The sequence below is a fragment of the Streptomyces sp. NPDC053542 genome (assembly GCF_044544685.1).
Lineage (GTDB): Bacteria > Actinomycetota > Actinomycetes > Streptomycetales > Streptomycetaceae > Streptomyces.
This window is the reverse complement of sequence record NZ_JBITXL010000012.1, coordinates 283,300-304,748: the sequence shown is the minus strand read 5'-3', so window position 1 is coordinate 304,748 and position 21,449 is coordinate 283,300. Positions and strand designations below refer to the sequence as shown.

Here is a 21,449-nt window from a genome sequence, read left to right as displayed (position 1 = left end):
GGCGGCGCGGTGTCCTTCGATCCGCGGTGTCCTTCGAACCTACGGCCCCGGGACCGCGCGTCCCATCAGGTGCGCCACCCACTTACCCCTGACCCTGGCCCCCTAGGGGACGCTGGGGACAGCCCCACCGAGGCAGTCCCCCGAGGCGGCCCGCGGGCGCCGGGTCAGGGTGAGGCGATGCTGGCGATGATCCCCACCACGACGGTCACGGCGAGCATCGCGCCCAGGACGAGGAGCAGCTTCTTCTGTCCGCCCTGCGGATTCGGTTCGAGCACTGGCATGTCCCCAGTGTCGCACCCGCCCGTGAGCGGGCTTCCGTCAGCCCTCGTCCTCGATCCGGCGATCGCGGCCGGCCAGCACGCCCACCGCGATCTGCGGCACCATCAGCCCCGCCATCAGCGCGATGGGCAGGCCCCAGCCGCCGCTGTGCTGGTACAGCGTGCCCACCAGGAGCGGCCCGGGGATGGAGATCAGGTAACCGATGCACTGGGCGAAGGCGGAGAGCTTGACGACGCCGGCGGCGCTGCGGGCACGCATGCCGATCATGGTGAGGGCGAGCGGGAAGGCGCAGTTGGAGATGCCCATCAGCAGCGCCCAGCCCCAGGCCCCGGCGGCGGGCGCCAGCCACAGGCCCGCGTAGCCGGCGAGGCCGCAGGCGCCCAGCCCGACGGCCAGGACGCCCTGGTGGCGCATCCGGGCGGCCAGCCGCGGCAGCACGAAGGACAGCGGTATGCCCATCGCCATCGTGACGGCGAGCAGCACGCCCGCGGTCCCGGCGGGCACCCCGGCGTCGCGGAAGATCTGCGGCAGCCAGCCCATCGTGATGTACGCGGCGGTGGCCTGGAGGCCGAAGAAGACCGCCAGCGCCCAGGCGGTGGGCGAGCGGCTGATCCGTACGGCGGGGGCGTCCTCGCGGGCGGCCCCGGCCCCGGGCGCGGGCGCCTCCTGGGGCGGGCGGCGGCGCAGCACGGCGAGCCAGGGCACCACGGCGAGCGCGGCGAGCACCGCCCACACCGCGAGCCCGGCCTGCCAGCCGCCGCCGAGCGCGCCGGTGACCGGCACGGTGAGGGCGGCGGCGAGCGAGGTGCCCATCGCGAGCGCCATCGAGTACAGCCCGGTCATCGAGCCGACCCGGTCGGGGAAGAAGGTCTTGATCACCACGGGCAGCAGGATGTTGCTGACCGCGATGCCGGCGAGCGCGAGGGCGCTGGCGGCGAGGAAGCCGGCCGTGCCGCCCGCGAAGGGGCGCACCAGGACGCCGAGCGCGATCGCGGCCATGCCGGCGCACACGATGGTGCCGGCGCCGAACCGGCGGGCCAGTCGCGGCGCCGCGATGCCGAAGACGGCGAAGCAGAGGGCCGGTACGGAGGTGAGCAGGCCCGCGACGGTGCCGCTCATGCCGAGTCCGTCCCGCACCTCCTCCATGAGGGCGCCCAGGCTGGTGATAGCCGGGCGGAGGTTGAGCGCGGCGAGAACGAGACCGGCGGTCAGGACCGCGCCGACCCAGCGTGGTACGGGCGCGGGGGCGGGGTCCAGGGGGCCGGTTCCCGGGTGCGCGGTGGTCTGGGGTGCCTCGGTGCCGGTGCCGAGGGTCGCGAGGTCGTCGTCTGCCATAGGACTCATCATAGAATCATGGGATGAATGGCTGTCCAATCGTCCCGGGAGCTCGTCCATGCCACTGACCCCCTCGCCCCGGCGGTCCGCCCTCGCCGACCAGGTGATCGCTCAGCTGCGCGCCCAGATCACCTCGGGCGAGTGGCCGGTCGGCGAGCGCATCCCGACCGAGCCCGAGCTGGTCGAACAGCTCGGGGTGGCCCGTAACACCGTCCGCGAGGCGGTCCGCGCGCTGGCCCACAACGGCCTGCTGGACATCCGCCAGGGCTCCGGCACGTACGTCGTCGCCACCAGCGAGCTGGCCGGGGTGATGAACCGCCGCTTCGCCGACGCCGACCCCCGGCACGTCGCCGAGCTGCGCAGCGCCCTGGAGGCGGAGGCCGCCCGGCGGGCCGCGGAGCGCCGTACGGAGGCGGACCTCAAGCAGCTGGACGCAGCGCTCGTGCGGCGCGAGCAGGCGTGGGAGTCGGGCGCCGCGGCCGCGTTCGTGGAGGCCGACGCCACGCTGCACATGGTGATCGTGGCGGCCTCGCACAACGAGGTACTGGCGGAGCTGTACGCGGACCTCGGCGGCGTACTGCGCGAGTTCCTCCGCGCCGACGTGGGCGAGGAGCTGCGCCCCGAGTGGCACATGGACCACTCGCGGCTGGTGGACGCGATCCGCGAGGGCGACGGCGACCGCGCGGCGGCGGAGGCGAGCTCCCACCCGTACGGCTGCCGCCCGGGGCGGCTGCGACGGGGCTGAGGGCGCGGGCCGAGGGCGCGGGCCGAGGGCGCGGGCTGAGGGCGCGGGCCGAGGGCGCGGGCCGAGGGCGCGGGCCGAGGGCGCGGGCCGAGGGCGCCGGACGCGCTTCCGCCCCGCCCTCCTTGGGTAATCCCCCGGTGGGGGCACGATCTCGTTCGATTCGCCACGAAGGCGCGCGTCCCGACTGGGCTGACCACGCCGGACGCGGTTCCGCTCCGCCCCCCTTGGGTAATCCCCCGGTGGGGGACGATCTCGTTCGATTCGCCACGAAGGCGCGCGAGCCCCGGACGCACGAGGGCCGCGGCCCGTACGTCTCCGTACGGCCCGCGGCCCTCATCGCGTCAAGCGGCCCTCAGCGCGTCACAGAGGACGGGTCAGGCGCCCTCAGCGCGTCAAGACGGACGGGTCAGGCGCCCATCATGTGCACGCCGCCGTCGACGTGGACGATCTCGCCCGTCGTCTTCGGGAAGAAGTCCGACAGCAGGGCGACGACGCCGCGGCCCGCGGGCTCCGGGTCGGCCATGTCCCACTTCAGCGGGGAGCGGGTGTTCCAGACGTCCGCCAGCTCGCTGAAGCCCGGGATGGACTTGGCGGCCATCGAGCCGATCGGTCCGGCCGAGATCAGGTTGCAGCGGATGCCCTCGGGGCCCAGGTCACGCGCGAGGTAGCGCGAGGTGGCCTCCAGGGCGGCCTTGGCCGGGCCCATCCAGTCGTACTGCGGCCACGCGTACTGCGCGTCGAAGGTGAGACCGACGACGGCGCTGCCCTCGCTGAGCAGCGGGCGGCAGGCCATGGTGAGCGACTTCAGCGAGAACGCCGAGACGTGCATCGCGGTCGAGACGGACTCGAAGGGGGTGTTGAGGAAGTTGCCGCCCAGCGCGTCCTGCGGCGCGAACCCGATGGAGTGCACGACGCCGTCGAGGCCGCCGAGCTCCTCACGGACGACGCCCTCCAGGCGGGCCAGGTGCTCGTCGTTGGTCACGTCCAGCTCGATGACCTTGGCGGGCTTGGGCAGCTTCTTGGCGATGCGCTCGGTGAGGGTCGGCCGCGGGAACGCGGTGAGGATGACCTCGGCGCCGTGCTCCTGCGCGACCTTGGCCGCGTGGAAGGCGATGGAGGACTCCATCAGCACACCCGTGATCAGAATGCGCTTGCCGGCGAGGATTCCGCTCATATCGATCAGTGACCCATGCCCAATCCGCCGTCGACGGGAATGACGGCTCCAGTGATGTACGCGGCCTCGTCGGAGGCCAGGAAGCGGACCGAGGCGGCGATCTCCTCGGGCTGCGCGTAACGCGCGAGCGGCACCTGCTTCACGATGTTCTCGCGCTGCTCATCGGTGAGCGCGCGGGTCATGTCCGTGTCGACGAAGCCGGGGGCCACGACGTTCACGGTGATGTTGCGGGAGCCCAGCTCGCGGGCGAGCGAGCGGGCGAAGCCGACCAGGCCCGCCTTGGAGGCCGCGTAGTTCGCCTGCCCCGCGGAGCCCAGCAGCCCCACGACGGACGAGATCAGCACGACCCGGCCCTTGCGCGCCCGCAGCATGGCCCGGTTGGCCCGCTTGACCACGCGGAACGTACCGGTGAGGTTGGTCTCCAGGACCGAGGCGAAGTCGTCCTCCGACATCCGCATCAGCAGCTGGTCACGGGTGACGCCGGCGTTGGCCACCAGCACCTCGACCGCGCCCTGCTTCTCCTCGATCTCCTTGTACGCCTGCTCGACCTGCTCCGTGTCGGTGATGTCGCACTTCACGGCCAAGAACCCCTCCGGGGGCTCGCCGGAGCGGTAGGTGATGGCGACCTTGTCGCCTGCCTCGGCGAAGGCCCGGGCGATGGCGAGGCCGATGCCGCGGTTGCCTCCGGTGACCAGAACCGAGCGGCTCAAGAGATCACCCTTTCCGTGTCCTGTCCGACGTGTGTTCCCTACGAAACTAGCGGTCACGACCCCCATACGGAGAATCCAGCTCGCACAGGGGCACCTGCCGGTCACTGTGGGGTCCCTACAGAAGCGACCGCTCCGCGACCCGGCGAATCGCCGCGACGAACCCGCCGGGCCTGGTGCGCACCGGGGGTCCGGCACGGCATGATGCGTGGCGCCGAACCCGGGAGGGATGCCGTGCCCGCTACACCTCGTTCCGTTGACGAGAGTCGTTCCGTTGACGAGAGCTTCCTCGCGCTGCCCCTGCACGCGCTGGCCGATGCCGCGCTCGCGCGGGCGCGGGCGCTGGGGGCCGACCATGCCGACTTCCGGCTGGAACGCATCCGGTACGCGTCCTGGCGGCTGCGGGACGCGAAGACCGCCGGGTCCTCGGACAGTACCGACCTGGGGTACGCGGTGCGCGTCGTGCACGGCGGGGCCTGGGGGTTCGCGTCCGGTGTGGACCTGACCATGGACGCGGCGGCGCGGGTGGCGGCGCAGGCGGTGGCGATGGCCAAGCTGTCGGCGAAGGTGATCGACGCGGCCGGGTCGCAGGAGAAGGTGGAACTGGCCGACGAGCCGGCGTATCCGGACCGGACGTGGATCTCCTCGTACGAGATCGATCCGTTCGACGTGCCGGACGCGGAGAAGACCGGGCTGCTGGCGGAGTGGAGCGGGCGGCTGCTGGCCGCGCCGGGCGTCACGCACGCGGACGCCTCGCTCCTCACGATCCGGGAGAACAAGTTCTACGCCGACACGGCGGGGACGAGCACCACCCAGCAGCGAGTCCGGCTGCACCCGGAGCTGACGGCCGTCGCGGTGGACGACCGCAGCGGGGAGTTCGACTCGATGCGGACCATCGCGCCGCCGGTCGGCCGCGGCTGGGAGTACCTGACCGACGGGCGGTACGACTGGGACGCCGAGCTGGCGGAGATGCCGGCGCTGCTCGCGGAGAAGATGCGCGCGCCGAGCGTCCGGGCCGGGCGGTACGACCTGGTGGTGGACCCCTCCAACCTGTGGCTGACGATCCACGAGTCGATCGGGCACGCGACCGAGCTGGACCGGGCGCTGGGGTACGAGGCGGCGTACGCGGGCACCTCGTTCGCCACCTTCGACCAGCTGGGCACCTTGAAGTACGGCTCGGAACTGATGCACGTGACGGGCGACCGGACGGCCGAGCACGGGCTGGCGACGATCGGGTACGACGACGAAGGCGTGGCGGCGCAGTCCTGGGACCTGGTCAAGGACGGCGTCCTGGCCGGCTACCAGCTGGACCGCAGGATCGCGCGGCTGACCGGCTTCGAGCGGTCCAACGGGTGCGCGTACGCGGACTCGCCGTCCCACGTCCCCGTGCAGCGGATGGCGAACGTGTCGCTGCAGCCGGCGCCCGGGGGGCCGTCCACCGAGGAGCTGATCGCGGGCGTGGAGCACGGGATCTACGTGGTCGGCGACCGGTCCTGGTCCATCGACATGCAGCGGTACAACTTCCAGTTCACCGGGCAGCGGTTCTTCCGGATCGAGAACGGGCGGCTGGCGGGCCAGCTGCGGGACGTGGCGTACCAGGCGACCACCACCGACTTCTGGGGCTCGATGGCCGCGGTCGGCGGCCCGCAGACGTACGTACTGGGCGGCGCCTTCAACTGCGGCAAGGCGCAGCCGGGCCAGGTCGCCTCCGTCTCGCACGGCTGCCCCTCCGCCCTCTTCACGGGCGTCAACATCCTGAACACGACCCAGGAGGCCGGTCGGTGAACAGTCTGGACACGACGCAGGAGGCCGGTCGATGAGCACACGCCGTACGACGTCTCGTACCTCTCGTACTTCTCGTACGAGCGCGCCGCACGAGGTGGTCGAGCGGGCGCTGGCGCTGTCGCGCGCCGACGGCTGCGTGGTCATCGCCGACGAGTCCGCCACCGCCAACCTGCGCTGGGCGGGCAACGCGCTGACCACCAACGGGGTCACCCGCGGCCGCACCCTCACCGTCATCGCCACCGTGGACGGCAAGGAGGGCACCGCGTCCGGTGTCGTCTCGCGCGCCGCGGTCACCGCGGACGACCTGGAGGGGCTGGTGCGGGCCGCGGAGGCGGCCGCCCGGGGCGCGGGCCCCGCCGAGGACGCGCAGCCGCTCGTCCCGGGCGGCGTGCCCTCCCCCGGCTTCACCGAGCCACCCGCCGAGACCTCCTCCGAGGTGTTCGCCGACTTCGCGCCGGCGCTGGGCGAAGCCTTCCGGCGGGCCCGGGACGGCGGCCGCGAGCTGTACGGATTCGCCCACCACGAGGTCGTGTCCTCGTACGTGGGCTCCTCCACGGGGCTGCGGCTCCGGCACGATCAGCCGACCGGCACCCTGGAGCTGAACGCCAAGTCGCCCGACCGCACCCGCTCGGCCTGGGCGGGCCGGGCCACCCGGGACTTCCGGGACGTCGACCCGCTGGCCATGGACGCCGACCTGGCGCGGCGGCTGGCCTGGGCCGAGCGGCGGACCGAGCTGCCCGCCGGGCGGTACGAGACGCTGCTGCCGCCCACCGCCGTCGCCGACCTGCTCGTGTACCAGATGTGGTCTTCCGGAGGCCGGGACGCGGCCGAGGGCCGCACGGTCTTCGCGTCGCCCGGGGGCGGCACCCGGGTCGGCGAGAAGCTCTCCGGGCTGCCGCTGACGCTGCGCAGCGACCCGGGGGCCGCGGGCCTGGAGTGCGCGCCCTTCGTGCTGGCGCACAGCTCCGGGGACGACGCCTCGGTCTTCGACAACGGGCTGCCGCTGGAGCCCACCGAGTGGCTGCGGGACGGCGCGCTGAACCGGCTGGTCACCACGCGGCACAGCGCGGACCTGACCGGCCTGCCGGTGGCCCCCGCGGTCGACAACCTGCTGCTGGACGCGGGTGGCACGAAGTCCCTGGACGAGATGGTGGCCGGCACCGAGCGCGGGCTGCTGCTGACCTGCCTGTGGTACATCCGCGAGGTCGACCCGGCGACGCTGCTGCTCACGGGGCTGACCAGGGACGGCGTGTACCTCGTGGAGGGCGGCGAGGTGGTCGGTGAGGTGAACAACTTCCGGTTCAACGAGTCGCCGGTGGATCTGCTGGGGCGGGCGAGCGAGGCGGGCCGTACGGAGCGCACGCTGCCGCGCGAGTGGAGCGACTACTTCACGCGGGCCGCGATGCCCGCGCTGCGCATCCCGGACTTCAACATGAGCTCGGTGAGCCGGGGGGTGTGAGGCCGCCCAGCCGCTGCGCGCCGCGCCGGACCCTTGGCCGGAGCGCGCGTCCCTGAAGGCGCGCGCACTAGTCGTACCGCGTGGCCGGCCTGTGGATACTCGGTCGGCCACGCTTCGCACGGCTAATAGAATCGGTTCCGTCCTCCCGTTTGGGATCAACGACCGATCAGGAACGCCATGACACGCCTCGGCGAATCCGTCGCCCGCGCCAGCACGCTGCTCTCCGCAGACCTCTCCGTCGACGCCACCGTCGAGGAGCTGCTGAAGGAGACGGGCGCGCGGCGCTATCTCGACCTGACGGACCTGCCGGCCAAGGAGCAGGCCGCGCTGATCGCCGCGCGGACGGTCGAGGTGCTGCCGGGCGTGGACCAGCTCGCCGAGCGCATCGAGGAGCGCAAGGCCGCCGGCAAGGGCCTGCACATCAAGCTGGGCATCGACCCGACGGCGACCGATGTGCACCTGGGGCACGCGGTCCCGCTGATCATCCTCAGCCGGTTCCAGCGCCTCGGCCATGACGTCACGCTGATCATCGGTGACTTCACGGCCAAGATCGGCGACCCGTCGGGCCGCAGCACCGAGCGCCCGCCGCTGACCGACGAGGACATCGCGCACAACCTCGCCAGCTACCGCGACCAGGTCCGGCCGTTCTTCGACTTCGAGAAGGTCAGCTTCCGGCAGAACAGCGAGTGGCTGGCGCCGTACACCTTCCCCGAGTTGCTGAGCCTGCTGGCCAAGGTGCCCGCCTCCCAGCTGCTGCAGCGCGAGGACTTCCGTACGCGCCTCGCGGACGGCTCCGGGCTGACCATGACGGAGATGCTGTACCCGATCGCGCAGGGCCTGGACTCGGTGGCGCTGGAGTGCGACGTCGAGCTGGGCGGCGCCGACCAGCTGCTCAACCTCCAGATGGGCCGCAAGCTCATGGAGCTCAAGGGCCAGCAGCCGCAGCTGGTCGTCACGATGCCGCTGATCGAGGGTACGGACGGCACGGGCGCGAAGATGTCCAAGTCCAAGGGCAACTACGTCGGTCTGAACGCCCCGGCCGAGGACGTCTTCGGCAAGATCATGTCGGTCCCGGACCGGCTGATGGAGCCGTACCTCAAGGCGTGGACGGAGTGGACGGACGAGGAGATCGCCCAGGTCCTGGCCCGTATCGAGGCGAAGTCGCTGCACCCGATGGATCTGAAGAAGATCCTCGCGGGTGAGGTCGTGACCGCGCTGTACGGCATCGAGGCGGCGATGGCGGCCCGCGCCGGGTTCGTCGCGCAGTTCTCCAAGAAGTCGTTCGCCGACGTCTCCACGCTGCCCTCGGTGGACCTCGCCGAGCACGGCACGGAGACGGTGGCCACGGTGCTGACCAAGGTGCTGGAGTTCACCGCCAGCGCCTCGGCGGCCCGCCGGCTGGCGAAGCAGAACGCGCTGCGGCTGGTCATCGAGGCCGAGTCGGGCCAGGAGACGGTGGTACTGGCCGAGGCGGACGCGATCCGTCCGCTGGCCGAGGTGCTGGCGGAGAAGCTGGCCGCGACGCCGGGCACCCCGTACCTCAAGGCGGGCCGCAAGCTGGCCCAGATCCAGGGCGCGTAAGCCGGGCGCCGGGCCGGTCTCAAGCCGGCTCGGGGCGAGGTGGCTCGGGGCGAGGTCGCGCGGTCCTGTGCGGGGCCGTCGCGGCGGCCCCGCACAGGACCGCTCCCGCGGGCGCTGGTGCGCAGGGCCCGCGGGAGCGGTGTGCGGCGGCGTGGTCACGCCTGCTGGTGCCGGTGTTTCCTCCCGCGCATCGTGGCCCAGAGCCGGCTGCCCACGCCGACGACGATCACCGCGCCGATCAGCTGCAGCAGATGCCGGGTCCAGTCGATGCCCTTGGTGTCCGCGACGCCGATGCCGGTCGCCGCCCAGTTGCCCAGCACGCTGCCGAGCATGCCGAAGATCACCGTCAGCCAGAGCGGGATCGCCTGCTTCCCCGGGATGAGCGCCCTAGCGATCACACCCAGAACCAGACCCACAATGATGGCCCACAACCAATCCATTTCGCCTCCTAGTGGGGCGCGGTGTACAAGGCCGTGCATCGTTCAGTTTCGTACCGCCACCCGTACGGCGCACGTCGGAGCCGCCTGTACGTATGACGCCGGTATGTACCCCGCCGCGCGTATCGCGCCCCGGTCTCGAAGGCTGCGCAGGCCCGGCGTAACGTGGAACAGGTCCGGCATTGGCGTGTGCCCGGTATGACAACAGGTGGTGGAACGTGATGCGGAAGCAGAGCAGTGCCCAGTCCTTCCGGATCACGGGAGCCCGCCAGGGGCTGACCGAGGACGTCCGTGGGCGGCAGCGACGCTATGTGATCTCGATGTCCGTGCGGACAGTGGCGGTGGTCCTCACCGCCGTGCTCTGGAACGTCGAGCGCCACGTCGCCATTATCACCCTGATCGCGGGTCTGGTGCTGCCGTACATTGCGGTCGTCATCGCCAACGCGGGCCGGGAGAACGTCACTTCGCTCCCGTCGACCTTCATAGCGGCCCCGACCCGGCCGATGCTGACCGCGTCGGCGGACGAGTCACCGCGGGAATCCGGCGCGGAAGACGGGCCGGAAGCGGCACGTACGGACTCCGCCGAGCAGCGCGGCGAACGCGGCTGATCTCCCGACGATCCGCAAAGCTCAAGAAAAGCTCAGATCAATCATGTGGTTCCGGTGCACCCGGCACGGTCCCCCGTGACATACTTCGTACGCGCTCCGCATCCCCCGTCGGAGCGACGGACCGACGCCGGGCGGCTCCCCCCGTGGCTGCCCGGCGTCGCCATGTCCGCACCCAGGGGCGCGACGTAGGGTTGAGGGCGTGAACTCCCCGAACGTCTCCGAGAACGCCACCATCTGTTCCGCCAAGGGCTGCCGAGCCGACGCGGTATGGGTCCTGGCGTGGAACAACCCGAAGCTGCACACGCCGGACCGCCGCAAGACCTGGCTCGCGTGCGAGGAGCACCGCGAGCATCTCTCCCAATTCCTGGGCGTACGCGGCTTCTTGAAGGACGTGGTGAAGCTGGCGGAGTGGGAGGCGACGCACCCGGAGGGCTGAGCCGGGGCCCCGGGCCCACTCGCGGCCCCCGGCCCAGCGAAAGCTCCGGGCCCACGAAGGCCCCGAACCCACGCAGGGTCCGGACCGTCAGCCGCCGATCGCCGACATCGGCCGCTCCGGCTGCAGGAAGCTCGGGTCGTCCAGGCCCGAGCCCGCCTTCTTCCCCCACATCGCGAGCTTCCATATGCGGGCGACCTCCGCGTCCCCCGCGTCCGAGCGCAGCGCGGCCCGCAGATCCGTCTCCTCCGTGGCGAACAGGCACGTCCGCACCTGGCCGTCGGCGGTCAGCCGGGTCCGGTCGCAGGCGCGGCAGAAGGGGCGGGTGACCGAGGCGATCACGCCGACGCGATGCGGCCCGCCGTCCACTATCCAGCGCTCGGCGGGCGCGGAGCCGCGCTCCTCCTGGCCCTCGGGGGTCAGCTCGAAGCGCGTACGCAGCGCGGCGAGGATGTCGCCGGCGGTGATCATGCCCTCGCGCTTCCAGCCGTGCTGCGCGTCCAGCGGCATCTGCTCGATGAAGCGGAGCTCGTAGTCGTTCTCCACGGCCCAGGCGAGGAGGTCCGGGGCCTCGTCGTCGTTCAGCCCGGGCATCAGGACGCTGTTGACCTTGACGGGGGTGAGGCCCGCGGCGCGGGCGGCTTCCAGGCCCCGCAGCACGTCGGCGTGGCGCTTGCGGCGGGTCAGGGTCTGGAAGACGTCCGGGCGCAGCGTGTCCAGCGAGACGTTGACCCGGTCCAGGCCGGCGTCGCGCAGCGCGGCGGCGGTGCGCTCCAGGCCGATGCCGTTGGTGGTCAGCGACATCTTGGGGCGCTTCTCCAGCGCCGCGACGCGCTCGACGATGCCGACGAGGCCGGGGCGGAGCAGCGGCTCGCCGCCGGTGAAGCGGACCTCTTCGATGCCGAGGTCGGTGACGGCGATGCGGATGAGGCGGACGATTTCGTCGTCCGTGAGCAGGTCGGGCTTGGCGAGCCACTGCAGGCCCTCTTCGGGCATGCAGTACGTGCACCGCAGGTTGCACCGGTCGGTCAGCGAAACCCGCAGGTCGGTGGCTACTCGCCCGTATGTGTCGATGAGCACGAGGCCCCCTCCCCCGGTGGCGGATCAGTTGTTGTCGAGCCTACGCGATGGGTCCGACAACGAGCACGGATCCGATGTCACGATGCGGGACGGGCCGCGTCGTAGGGATCTACGGCGCGGCCCGTGCACGCCTGCGGGAACCGGGCGGTCAGTGCGCTCCGGTGCCGGTCAGGGACCGGACCTCCAGCTCGGCGTACTTGTCGGCGTCCGGCTTCTCCTTGGAGAGCAGGGACCCGAGGAAGCCGAGCAGGAAGCCCAGCGGGATGGAAATCAGGCCGGGGTTCTCCAGCGGGAAGAAGTGGAAGTCCACGCCGGGGAACATCGAGGTCTCCTTGCCGGAGACGACCGGCGAGAAGAGCACCAGGAGCACCGAGGAGGCCAGGCCGCCGTAGATCGACCACAGCGCCCCGGAGGTGGTGAAGCGCTTCCAGAAGAGGCTGTAGAGGATCGTGGGCAGGTTGGCGGAGGCGGCGACCGCGAAGGCCAGGGCGACCAGGCCCGCGACGTTCAGGCCGCGCGCGAAGACGCCGAGGACGATCGCGACGGCGCCGATGCCGACGGTGGCCCAGCGCGCGGCGCGCACCTCGTCCTTCTCCGACGCCTTGCCCTTCTTGATCACGTTGACGTACAGGTCGTGCGCGAAGGACGACGACGAGGCGAGGGTGAGCCCCGCGACCACGGCGAGGATGGTGGCGAAGGCGACCGCCGAGATCACGGCGAGCAGGATGGCGCCGCCGGTGGAGTCGGCGCCGCCGCCGATCTCCTGGGCGAGCAGCGGGGCCGCGGTGTTGCCCGCCGGGTTGGACGCGATGATCGTCTCGGGCTTGATGAGGGCCGCGGCGCCGAAGCCCAGCGCGATGGTCATCAGGTAGAAGACGCCGATGATGCCGATGGCCCAGTTCACGGACTTACGGGCGGCCTTGGCCGTGGGCACGGTGTAGAAGCGGATGAGGATGTGCGGCAGGCCCGCGGTGCCCAGGACCAGGGCGATGCCCAGCGAGATGAAGTCGATCTTCGAGGTGGCGGTGGCGCCGTACTTCAGGCCGGGCTCCAGGAAGGCCGCGCCCTTGCCGCTCTCCTTGGCGGCCTCGCCGAGCAGCGTGGAGATGTTGAAGTCGAACTTGAGCATCACCAGGAACGTGATCAGCAGGGTGCCCGCGATCAGCAGGATGGCCTTGACCATCTGCACCCAGGTGGTGCCCTTCATGCCGCCGATGGAGACGTACAGGATCATCACGACGCCGACGAGGACGACCACGAGGATCTTGCCGGTCTCGCTGGTGATCCCGAGGAGCAGCGTGACGAGCGCGCCCGCGCCCGCCATCTGGGCCAGCAGGTAGAAGATCGAGACGACGATGGTGGAGACGCCCGCCGCGGTGCGCACCGGGCGCTGCCGCATGCGGTACACGAGGACGTCGCCCATCGTGAAGCGGCCGGAGTTCCGCAGCGGCTCGGCGACCAGCAGCAGCGCGACCAGCCAGGCGACGAGGAAGCCGATGGAGTACAGGAAGCCGTCGTACCCGAAGAGGGCGATGGCGCCGGCGATGCCGAGGAAGGACGCGGCGGACATGTAGTCGCCGGAGATCGCCAGGCCGTTCTGGAAGCCGGAGAACTGGCGGCCGCCGGCGTAGAAGTCCTCGGCGCCCTTGGTCTGCCGCCCCGCCCATACGGTGATGCCGAGGGTGGCGGCGACGAAGACCGCGAAGAGCGTGATGATCAGCGGCCGGTGCTGGGACGCGCCCTCGGCGGCGAGCTGGAACGTCAGGTGGCTCATGCGTCGCCCTCCACACGCGGGTTGCCGCCCTCGAGGCGGTTCTTGATCGCCTCGGCCTTGGGGTCGAGCTTCGCGGCGGCGTGCCGCGAGTACCACCAGGCGATGAGGAAGGTCGTCACGAACTGGGCGAGGCCGAGGACGAACGCGACGTTGATGTTGCCGAGGACCTTGGTGCCCATGAAGCCGCCCGCGTAGTTGCTGAGCAGCACGTACAGCAGGTACCAGAGGACGAAGGCGACGGTCAGCGGGAAGGCGAACGAGCGGTAGGAGCGGCGCAGTTCGGTGAACTCCGCGCCGGACTGCACCTCGGTGAAGGGCGGTGCCTCATGGGGCGCGCCGTGCTGCGCCTGATGCTCCTCGTGCGGCCCGGGGTCTTCGGGCGGCTGGGCGGCGGTGCTCACGCGGTCTCCTGATTTCTCACGGTGCTGGCAATTCCTGGTGGGTTCTGTCGCGCGCTCGGCAATTTCTGTCGCGCGCTCAGCAGGGGCGTTCCGTCGAGCGATATAAAGTTCAGATCAGTGATCCGGATCACGCATGCTAGAGGGGCGCGACCGCCTTACGACAGGGGCAGGGCCCGAAATCCCCAGGAAATCGGGGGGTACGGCCGCCACCGCCGGCGCGCCGGATCGTTGTCCGGGTGTGACGCCTTTGCCGCCCCGGCAGCCACCAGGACCGGGCCGACTCCCGTACGGCGCCGTGCGGTTGTCCTCCCCCGTCGCCCTCGCCCCTCCCGCGCCACCCCGCCCGACCTGCGCCGTTGCCCGCCGCTGGGACGGCCGGCGGGTCACGCTGCCGCTGCTGAGCTTCGGGACGCTGCGCCGCCCCCGGTGTGGTTGACGGACCCCGCTCCTGCGGCAGTTGACGGGTTTTCCCCCGCCGACGGGCGGGTTTTCTTTGCCGACCATTGAACTGTCCGAGTGATCACGGTTAGCTTCACTCGTCACGGAACCGGCTCGCGCGCGACCTGCCCGCGAGCGGTCAGAGATGATGTGGAGTACCCCCATGGCACATCTGAGATCCAGACGGGTGCGCGCGCTCGGCGTACCGGTCGGACTGGCCCTCGTCGCCTCCCTCGGCTTCCTCCCGCAGGCGGCCACCGCCGCCCCCCAGGAGGCCCCGGCCGCGGTCACCACCGACGGCCCGCTGCTCTCGTACGTCGTCAACGCCACGCCGGGCAAGGCGTCGGTGACCGAGGTCGGCAAGGCGATCCGCGCGGCCGGCGGCAAGGTGATCGTCGCCCACGAGAAGATAGGCGTGATCGTCGTCCACTCCGCGAACCCGAAGTTCGCCGAGACGATACGCGCGGTGCGCGGCGTCCAGTCGGCCGGCGCCACCCGCACCGCCCCCCTGAAGCCCTCCGGCACCACCGACATCGGGAAGCCGCAGAAGGCCGATCTGAGCAAGGCCGCGCAGCTGGCCGGCGCCAAGGCCAAGGCGGCCGGCGAGGAGCCCCTGGAGTCCCTCCAGTGGGACCTGCCCGCCATCAAGGCCGACCAGGCCGCGAAGGTGAACCCGGGCAGCCGGAAGGTCACCGTCGCCGTCATCGACACCGGCGTGGACGACACCCACCCGGACCTGAAGCCCAACTTCGCAGCCAAGCAGTCCGCCAACTGCGTGGGCGGCGTGGCCGACACCACCGCCGGTTCCTGGCGCCCGTGGAACCCCGCGGAGGACTACCACGGTACGCACGTCGCGGGCACGATCGCGGCCGCGCGCAACGGGGTCGGCGTGGCCGGTGTCGCGCCGAACGTGAAGATCTCCGCCATCAAGGTCAGCGAGCCCGAGACGAGCCTCTTCTACGCCGAGAGCGTGGTCTGTGCCTTCGTCTTCGCGGCCGACCACGGCGTCGAGGTCACCAACAACAGCTACTACGTCGACCCGTGGATGTTCAACTGCAAGGATGACGCCGACCAGGGCGCCATCGTTGACGCGGTGGGCCGGGCGGCCAAGTACGCCGAGCGCAAGGGCGCGATCAACGTCGCCGCGGCCGGCAACTCCAACCTCGACCTGGCGGCGAAGGAACTCACCGACAAGTCGAGCCCGAACGACACGACCCCGGTGGAGCGGAAGATCGACCCGGCCAAGTGCTGGGACGTGCCCACCCAGCTCCCGGGCACCGTCACGGTCGCCGCGACCGGCGTGAAGAAGCTCAAGTCGTACTACTCCAACTACGGCAACGGCGTGATCGACGTGGCCGCGCCGGGCGGCGACAGCCGGCAGGTCCCCGAACTCCCCGCCAAGAACGGCAACATCCTCTCCACCATGCCGGGCGGCGACTGGGCCTACCTGGCGGGCACCTCGATGGCCTCGCCCCACGTGGCGGGCGTCGCGGCGCTGGTGAAGAGCGCGCACCCGGAGAGCAGCCCGCAGGAGATCCAGTGGCTGCTGAAGAAGGACGCCGACAACCCGGGCTGCCCGCAGGGTGACGCGACGTGCACCGGTACTCCGCACGTCAACGGCCACTACGGCTACGGGATCGTGGACGCGCTGGACGCGGTCAAGGAGTGAGGTGAGCTGCGCCGGGCCGCGGTGGCGGTCCGGCGCAGCGCCCCGTCGGCGAGCAGCCACTGGGCCGCGAGGTAGGTCAGCATGATGCAGAACTGCGGCGCGGGCGGCTGCGGCCAGTGCGCGATGCCGGTCGCGATGAGCGTGTCGGAGGCCAGGAAGAGCAGGCCGCCGGCCGCGGCCCCGGTCCCGGCCCGCAGCGCCCCGTACGCCATCGCGGTGAGCAGGAGGCTGTACCCGGCGACCGGGACGCGCAGATCGGCCACGAGGTCCGGCCACAGCAGCGCCACGGTGCCGAGCCAGGCGACGGCGTACGCGGCGGCCACCGTGGCGAGGGCCCACCGGCGGCCCCACTCCGGGGCGGCGCCCCGCCGTACGAACAGCACCAGGTAGCAGACGTGCCCGGCCGCGAAGGACGCCATCCCCGCCAGGAAGGCGGTGTCGCCGCCCACCTGGAGCAGCGTGTCGCCGCCGCACCCGAAGAGCAGCGCCGCGGCGAGCAGTACGGGGCCGCCGCGGGCGAGCACGTAGGCGGCGAGGACCGGCATCAGCGCCGGCTTGGTCACCACCTCCACCGTCCCGGCCCCGGCGAGCAGCGCCCCGAGGTGGACGGCGGTCAGCAGGCCGAAGGCGGCGAGGAGGGCGCGGGCGGTCCGCTCGCGCGTCACGCGGCCGACGCCTCAGTGCCGGCGCCCGTGCCCGGCTCCCGGCGGCCACCGGGCGTCGCGGGCTGCCAGCCCGGCCCCCGGAAGATGCGCCCCGCGCGCTCGCTCCAGCTGCCCGCGGCCCGTACGTCGCGCGCGATGGCCGCGTACTCGTGCGTGGCGACCCGCAGCGGGTTGAAGGTGTCGATGTTCTTCGTCAGCCCGAAGACGGGCCGCTCCGTCTCGGGGACGAAGGAGCCGAACAGCCGGTCCCAGATGATCAGGATGCCTCCGAAGTTCCGGTCCAGGTAGCCGCCTTGGGAGGCGTGGTGGACGCGGTGGTGCGAGGGCGTGTTCAGCACGTACTCGAACGGGCGGGGCAGCTTGCCGACCCGCTCGGTGTGCACCCAGAACTGGTACACGAGGTTCACCGAGGAGCAGAAGGCGACCGCGGCCGGGTGCACGCCGAGCGCGATCATCGGTACGTAGAACGGCCAGACCGTCCAGGTGGTCCAGGGCTGGCGGAGCGCGGTGGTGAGGTTGAACTTCCGGCTGGAGTGGTGCACCACGTGGCAGGCCCACAGGATGCGGATCACGTGGTGGCCGCGGTGCGACCAGTAGTAGAAGAAGTCCTGCGCGAGCAGCATCAGGAGGAGCGTCCACCACAGCACAGGGATGCGCAGCGGCGTCAGCTCGTAGACCGCCGCGTAGATCGCGACGATCGGGATCTTCCACAGCGCGTCGAAGACCAGGCTGCCGAGCCCCATGCCGATGCTGGTGGCGGCGTCCTTCGTCTCGTATCCGGCGGCGTCCTCGTCCGGGTGCAGCCGGTAGCTCACCATCTCCAGGACGGTGAGCAGGACGAAGGCCGGTATCGACCACAACACGACATCGGGCAGGTGCGGCATGCGGGCACCATAGAACGGCGTACAGGGGCTCGGCCAGAGGTTGTTACCAACGAGTACCGATAAATGTTACCCGCGGTACGCTCACGGGGTCCTGGCCCGCGTCACTCCCCCACCCCCACGAACGGGAAGTCGAAGCCGGTCAGCCAGTGCCGGCCGGTCTCCCGGGCCCGCCGCCAGGACGCCTCGACGGGCGCCTGATTGCGCGGCTGCCCCAGGTCCTCCGGCGTCGGCCCGATGCGGCGCGCGAGCGGCGCGAGCCGCCGCTTGTCGAAGCCGAAGACCTCGGCGGCCGACTCGCCCAGCATCCGGCGGGTCTCCCCCACCGGGATGTCGTGGAACGCCCGGCGCAGCCACTCCCCCGTATGCGGCCAAGTGCCCTCCGGACGCGGGAAGTCGGAGCCCCACAGGATGTTGTCCACGCCGATCTCGTACCGCTGCGCCAGCTCGCGGCGCTGCGGCGCGGCGGCGCACACGAAGACCTGGCGGTCGAGGTACTCGTGCGGGGACCGCTTCAGCGCGGCGAACGGGGAGCGCTTCTTGCCGCCGTGCGCGCCGAGGTAGAGCCGGTCCATGTGCCACAGCAGGTTCGGCAGCCACCAGCAGCCGGCCCCGGCGACCCCGAAGCGCAGCCCCGGGTGGCGCTCGAAGACCCCGGACCACAGCAGGAACCACAGCGGGCGGGCCGGCCACCAGGCGGCCTCGGACAGCTCGATGCCGAGGTGGCCGCCGTACTCGTGGCGGGGCGCGGCGTCCGCGTGCGTGAGGACGGGCATCGCGGTCTCGGCGGCGGCCGCCCAGACGGGGTCGTACCGGCGGTCGTGGAACGGCGCCCCGTCGCCCCACGTCGCCGGGATCAGCAGCGCGCCGAGCCCGGACTCCCTGGCCCGGTGGGCCTCCGCGACCACCTCGTCCACTTCCCCGGCAAGCGGCAGTACGGCGACACCGCAGTGCCGCTCCGGATCGGTGGCGCAGAACTCCGCGAGCCAGCGGTTGTACGCCCGCGCGCCCGCCAGGCCCAGTTCGGGGTCCTGCCCCTCGGGGGCGTCCAGGCCGGCCCCGAAGGGCGCCGCGACGCCGCCGTCCACGGGGTCCGCACCGGGCAGCACGACCTCGGCGGCCACTCCGTCACCGTCGAGCTCCTTGGTGCGCTGCGCGGCGTCCCAGCCGCCGCGCAGGCCCTCCTCGTTGTCCTCGTGCCACTTCATGGCGGAGGTCTCGTTCCGTATGCCGCGCCGGGCCGTACGGGCGCGCCGGGCGTCCCGCCGCCCGAGGAAGTCGTCGAAGGCCCGGTGGTGCCCGGCCTCCAGATAGGGCCGGTACCGCTCGGCCGGCAGCCCGGCGTGGCAGGCGGCGGAGATGATCAGGTACGGGTCGGTCGGGTCCGTCATCGCGGCTCCTCGGTCGGTCCGGAAGGAAGCGTTCGAGGTGGTGCGCGTACGTGTCGTGCCCGTGCTGGAACTGCTGGAACTGCTGGAACAGGGTTACAGCGCGACCCCGCAAGAGGTAAAGACACGTGCACCGGCCAGGACACGCAGACGCACGGAACTGATGGCTCGTCACCAGGTCATGGGCATGGGGGCGCACGATGTCCGAATCATCCCCAAGCGCGCATCCATCCGCCCCCACAGGGCACCGCTGTCAGTGCCGGCCCGTATCCTCATGGACCATGCTCGAAGACCGCACGGCAGCCGACCGCACGCTCACCCCGATCGTGCGGCAGCCGGCCCCGCAGGAGGACCCGCAGGCTCCCTGGCCCACCGCCTATCCCGAGGGATACGCGGTGGTCGACGTGGAGACCACGGGCCTGGCCCGCGACGACCGGATCATCTCCGCCGCCGTGTATCAACTGGACGCGCGCGGCGACGTCCAGGACCGCTGGTACACCCTCGTCAACCCCGAGCGCGACCCCGGCCCGGTCTGGATCCACGGCCTCACGACCGAGGTGCTGGCGGGCGCCCCGCTCTTCCCGGAGATCGTCCCCGAGCTGTCCCGGCGCCTGGAGGGCCGCGTCCTCGTCGCGCACAACGCGATGTTCGACTGGTCGATGATCGCCCGCGAGTACGCCCGCGCCGAGGCCAAGGCCCCCGTCCGCCAGCGCCTGTGCACGATCGCCCTCTCCAAGGAGCTCAGGCTCCCCCTCCCCAACCACAAGCTGGAGACCCTCGCCGCGCACTACGGCGTCGTGCAGGAGCGGGCGCACCACGCGCTGGACGACGCCCGCGTCCTCGCCGAGGCGTTCCGGCCGAGCCTCCGGCTGGCCGCCAGGGAGAACCTCCGGCTGCCGCTGCTGGCCTGCCAGCCGCTGACCGAGTGGACCGACGCCCCGCGCCCGCCCGCGCAGCGCTCCGGATACGGCGCGGGGTACCGCGCAACGACCTGGCGCCCCTCCCGCAAGCGCCCGGCCTGCCCGTATCCGAACCCCGGCCGGTACGAAGCGGGCGGCCGGCTCATGCAGGGCATGCGGGTCGCCTTCTCCGGCGACACCTCCGTCGACCGCGAGCTGCTGGAGGACCGCGCCGTCGAGGCCGGCCTGCACGTCGCGACCAGCGTCTCCCGCCTGACCAGCCTCCTGGTCACCAACGACCCCGACTCCCCCACCTCCAAAACCACCAAGGCCCGCACCTTCGGCACCCCCGTCATCGACGAGCCCGCCTTCATGCAACTCCTCCAGGACGTCCTCCCGGCGAAGCCCTAGGGGCGCGGGGAACTGCGCGAGCAGCCACCGCGGCGCGTCCGCCGGGAGACGGCAGCAGCCCCGCGGCGGGCAGCCGCCCCCGCCCCGCCATCCGGGTGAAGCCGACCAACACACCCCCGCCCGGGCCGGGCCCGTCGGAAATCCGCGCCCATCCTGGGCGCATGGCACGTTGCGAGGTCTGCGGAAACGACTACGGCATGACGTTCGAGGTGCACGCGCAGGGCGCGGTGCACGTCTTCGACTGCTTCTCCTGCGCCATCCACCGCATGGCGCCCATCTGCGAGCACTGCCGGTGCCAGGTCATCGGCCACGGCGTCGAGGCCGACGGCCACTGGTACTGCTGCGCCCACTGCGCCCGCGCGGAGGGGAACGTGGGCATCGTCGACCGGGTCTGAGACCCGGGCGCAGGCGCCCAAAGCCTGACAGGTACCGTCAATACCGTGTACCGCTTCCTGTTGTCCCGGCAGTGGGTGATCCTCACCCTCGTGGGCCTCGTCCTGATCCCCGTCATGGTCAGGCTGGGCTTCTGGCAGCTGCACCGCCACGAGCACAAGGTCGCGCAGAACGCCCAGATCGCCGCGGCGCTGCACGCGAAGCCGGTACCGGTCACCGACCTGGCGAAGCCGGGGCGCGACCTGCCGGAGGCGGACCGCTGGCATCCGGTGAAGGCCACGGGCCGGTACGACACCAAGGGCGAGGTCGTGGTGCGCAACCGCACCGCCGCCGACGAGCAGACCATCGGCTACTACGTCCTCACCCCGCTGCGACTGACCGACGGCTCCACCGTCCTCGTCAACCGCGGCTGGATCGCGCCCAGCGGCGGCGCGCTCACCACCTTCCCCGACGTGCCGCCGGCACCGAAGGGCACGGTCACCGTCACGGGCCGGGCGATCCCCGACGAGACCACCGCCGAGAGCGGGATCAAGGACACCAAGGGCCTGCCCGACCGCCAGGTCATGCTGATCAACAGCAAGCAGGCGGCCGAGCGGCTGCACCGCCCGGTGCTCGGCGGCTACATCGAGCAGACCGCGCCGGAGCCCGCGCACGGCAAGCCCGAGCTGGTGCCGGACCCGGACCACGACAGCATCGGCCCGCACATGGCGTACGCCATCCAGTGGTGGCTGTTCGCCGCCGCCGTGCCGGTCGGCTGGGTGGTCCTCGTACGCCGCGAGCGCCGGGACCGCGCCGCTGCCGCCGCCACGGCCGACGACTCCGCCGCCCCGGGCGAACCGGAGCGGCCGCAGGAGACGGCCGGCTCCGCGACCAAGGCGGCCGCGGCCCGGGACTGACCCGGCATAGC

Annotated in this window: 21 protein-coding genes; 10 read left to right on the top strand and 11 right to left on the bottom strand. The window is 71.9% G+C overall.

Going from position 1 to position 21,449, the window contains the following annotated elements:
* Positions 1–164: 164 nt before the first annotated feature.
* Both ACIGXO_RS30570 and ACIGXO_RS30565 read right to left on the bottom strand, forming a co-directional pair.
* On the bottom strand, positions 165–281 hold the full coding sequence (locus tag ACIGXO_RS30570; protein WP_281179396.1) for an SGM_5486 family transporter-associated protein: 117 nt from the start codon (positions 279–281) through the stop codon (positions 165–167).
* Between the two features lie 37 nt (positions 282–318).
* A complete protein-coding gene (locus ACIGXO_RS30565; RefSeq protein WP_399793245.1) occupies positions 319–1,614 on the bottom strand; it encodes a CynX/NimT family MFS transporter in 1,296 nt (431 codons plus the stop codon).
* Positions 1,615–1,672: 58 nt separating this feature from the next.
* On the opposite strand from ACIGXO_RS30565, the gene ACIGXO_RS30560 reads away from it, so the two are divergent.
* Positions 1,673–2,359, top strand: coding sequence for a FadR/GntR family transcriptional regulator (locus tag ACIGXO_RS30560; RefSeq protein ID WP_399793243.1), 687 nt, complete (start codon positions 1,673–1,675; stop codon positions 2,357–2,359).
* Between the two features lie 406 nt (positions 2,360–2,765).
* Here the strand turns inward: ACIGXO_RS30560 and fabI are convergent, their stop codons facing one another.
* Positions 2,766–3,533 (bottom strand): enoyl-ACP reductase FabI, encoded by a 768-nt coding sequence (gene fabI / locus ACIGXO_RS30555; RefSeq protein ID WP_399793240.1) that lies wholly within the window; start codon positions 3,531–3,533, stop codon positions 2,766–2,768.
* Positions 3,534–3,538: 5 nt separating this feature from the next.
* A complete protein-coding gene (gene fabG, locus ACIGXO_RS30550; protein ID WP_030264741.1) occupies positions 3,539–4,243 on the bottom strand; it encodes a 3-oxoacyl-[acyl-carrier-protein] reductase in 705 nt (234 codons plus the stop codon).
* A 231-nt stretch (positions 4,244–4,474) separates the two neighbouring features.
* Between fabG and ACIGXO_RS30545 the strand changes: the two genes are divergently transcribed.
* From ACIGXO_RS30545 to tyrS, 3 genes are all read left to right on the top strand, one after another.
* The gene (locus ACIGXO_RS30545; RefSeq protein WP_399793237.1) at positions 4,475–6,025 is read left to right on the top strand and encodes a TldD/PmbA family protein; all 1,551 of its coding nucleotides are present in this window, start codon (positions 4,475–4,477) and stop codon (positions 6,023–6,025) included.
* Between the two features lie 31 nt (positions 6,026–6,056).
* The gene (locus ACIGXO_RS30540) at positions 6,057–7,484 is read left to right on the top strand and encodes a metallopeptidase TldD-related protein (protein WP_399793235.1); all 1,428 of its coding nucleotides are present in this window, start codon (positions 6,057–6,059) and stop codon (positions 7,482–7,484) included.
* A gap of 177 nt (positions 7,485–7,661) precedes the next feature.
* Positions 7,662–9,065 carry a tyrosine--tRNA ligase gene (tyrS, locus tag ACIGXO_RS30535; protein ID WP_399793233.1) on the top strand — a complete coding sequence of 468 codons (1,404 nt, stop codon included), beginning with the start codon at positions 7,662–7,664 and terminating at the stop codon, positions 9,063–9,065.
* A 155-nt stretch (positions 9,066–9,220) separates the two neighbouring features.
* Here tyrS and ACIGXO_RS30530 read toward each other — a convergent pair whose 3' ends face one another.
* Entirely contained in the window at positions 9,221–9,505 is a 285-nt protein-coding gene (locus ACIGXO_RS30530; protein WP_399793230.1) for a GlsB/YeaQ/YmgE family stress response membrane protein, read from the bottom strand.
* 218 nt (positions 9,506–9,723) lie between these two features.
* On the opposite strand from ACIGXO_RS30530, the gene ACIGXO_RS30525 reads away from it, so the two are divergent.
* Together ACIGXO_RS30525 and ACIGXO_RS30520 are read left to right on the top strand one after the other, a co-directional pair.
* Positions 9,724–10,110, top strand: a complete 387-nt coding sequence (locus tag ACIGXO_RS30525; protein ID WP_399793322.1) for a DUF3099 domain-containing protein — start codon at positions 9,724–9,726, stop codon at positions 10,108–10,110.
* A 199-nt stretch (positions 10,111–10,309) separates the two neighbouring features.
* Complete coding sequence (locus ACIGXO_RS30520) at positions 10,310–10,546, top strand: hypothetical protein (RefSeq protein WP_399793228.1); 237 nt, start codon at positions 10,310–10,312, stop codon at positions 10,544–10,546.
* An 87-nt stretch (positions 10,547–10,633) separates the two neighbouring features.
* On the opposite strand, the gene moaA is transcribed toward ACIGXO_RS30520, so the two are convergent.
* The 3 genes from moaA to ACIGXO_RS30505 all read right to left on the bottom strand — a co-directional run bounded on the left by moaA (position 10,634) and on the right by ACIGXO_RS30505 (position 13,798).
* The gene (gene moaA / locus ACIGXO_RS30515) at positions 10,634–11,623 is read right to left on the bottom strand and encodes a GTP 3',8-cyclase MoaA (protein WP_399793226.1); all 990 of its coding nucleotides are present in this window, start codon (positions 11,621–11,623) and stop codon (positions 10,634–10,636) included.
* A 148-nt stretch (positions 11,624–11,771) separates the two neighbouring features.
* Positions 11,772–13,397, bottom strand: coding sequence for a cation acetate symporter (locus ACIGXO_RS30510; protein WP_399793224.1), 1,626 nt, complete (start codon positions 13,395–13,397; stop codon positions 11,772–11,774).
* Positions 13,394–13,798: a DUF485 domain-containing protein gene (locus ACIGXO_RS30505; protein WP_399793222.1), complete on the bottom strand. Its 405-nt coding sequence runs from the start codon at positions 13,796–13,798 to the stop codon at positions 13,394–13,396. Before ACIGXO_RS30505 ends, ACIGXO_RS30510 begins: the two co-directional genes overlap by 4 nt.
* A 601-nt stretch (positions 13,799–14,399) precedes the next feature.
* Here ACIGXO_RS30505 and ACIGXO_RS30500 point away from each other — a divergent pair.
* Positions 14,400–15,905: a S8 family serine peptidase gene (locus tag ACIGXO_RS30500; protein ID WP_399793219.1), complete on the top strand. Its 1,506-nt coding sequence runs from the start codon at positions 14,400–14,402 to the stop codon at positions 15,903–15,905.
* Here ACIGXO_RS30500 and ACIGXO_RS30495 read toward each other — a convergent pair.
* The 3 genes from ACIGXO_RS30495 to ACIGXO_RS30485 form a co-directional block, all read right to left on the bottom strand.
* Positions 15,866–16,570: a lysoplasmalogenase gene (locus ACIGXO_RS30495; RefSeq protein WP_399793216.1), complete on the bottom strand. Its 705-nt coding sequence runs from the start codon at positions 16,568–16,570 to the stop codon at positions 15,866–15,868. The two genes, ACIGXO_RS30500 and ACIGXO_RS30495, sit on opposite strands and share 40 nt — an antisense overlap.
* Positions 16,567–17,454: a sterol desaturase family protein gene (locus ACIGXO_RS30490; protein WP_399793214.1), complete on the bottom strand. Its 888-nt coding sequence runs from the start codon at positions 17,452–17,454 to the stop codon at positions 16,567–16,569. Before ACIGXO_RS30490 ends, ACIGXO_RS30495 begins: the two co-directional genes overlap by 4 nt.
* Positions 17,455–17,555: 101 nt before the next feature.
* Positions 17,556–18,842 (bottom strand): amidohydrolase family protein, encoded by a 1,287-nt coding sequence (locus ACIGXO_RS30485; protein ID WP_399793211.1) that lies wholly within the window; start codon positions 18,840–18,842, stop codon positions 17,556–17,558.
* 278 nt (positions 18,843–19,120) lie between these two features.
* Between ACIGXO_RS30485 and ACIGXO_RS30480 the strand changes: the two genes are divergently transcribed.
* The 3 genes from ACIGXO_RS30480 (at position 19,121) to ACIGXO_RS30470 (ending at position 21,438) form a co-directional block, all read left to right on the top strand.
* Positions 19,121–20,149 carry a DEDDh family exonuclease gene (locus ACIGXO_RS30480; RefSeq protein ID WP_399793209.1) on the top strand — a complete coding sequence of 343 codons (1,029 nt, stop codon included), beginning with the start codon at positions 19,121–19,123 and terminating at the stop codon, positions 20,147–20,149.
* A 161-nt stretch (positions 20,150–20,310) separates the two neighbouring features.
* Positions 20,311–20,544: a hypothetical protein gene (locus tag ACIGXO_RS30475; RefSeq protein ID WP_223736325.1), complete on the top strand. Its 234-nt coding sequence runs from the start codon at positions 20,311–20,313 to the stop codon at positions 20,542–20,544.
* 45 nt (positions 20,545–20,589) lie between these two features.
* Positions 20,590–21,438 (top strand): SURF1 family protein, encoded by an 849-nt coding sequence (locus tag ACIGXO_RS30470; RefSeq protein ID WP_399793206.1) that lies wholly within the window; start codon positions 20,590–20,592, stop codon positions 21,436–21,438.
* The last annotated feature ends 11 nt before the right edge of the window (positions 21,439–21,449 follow it).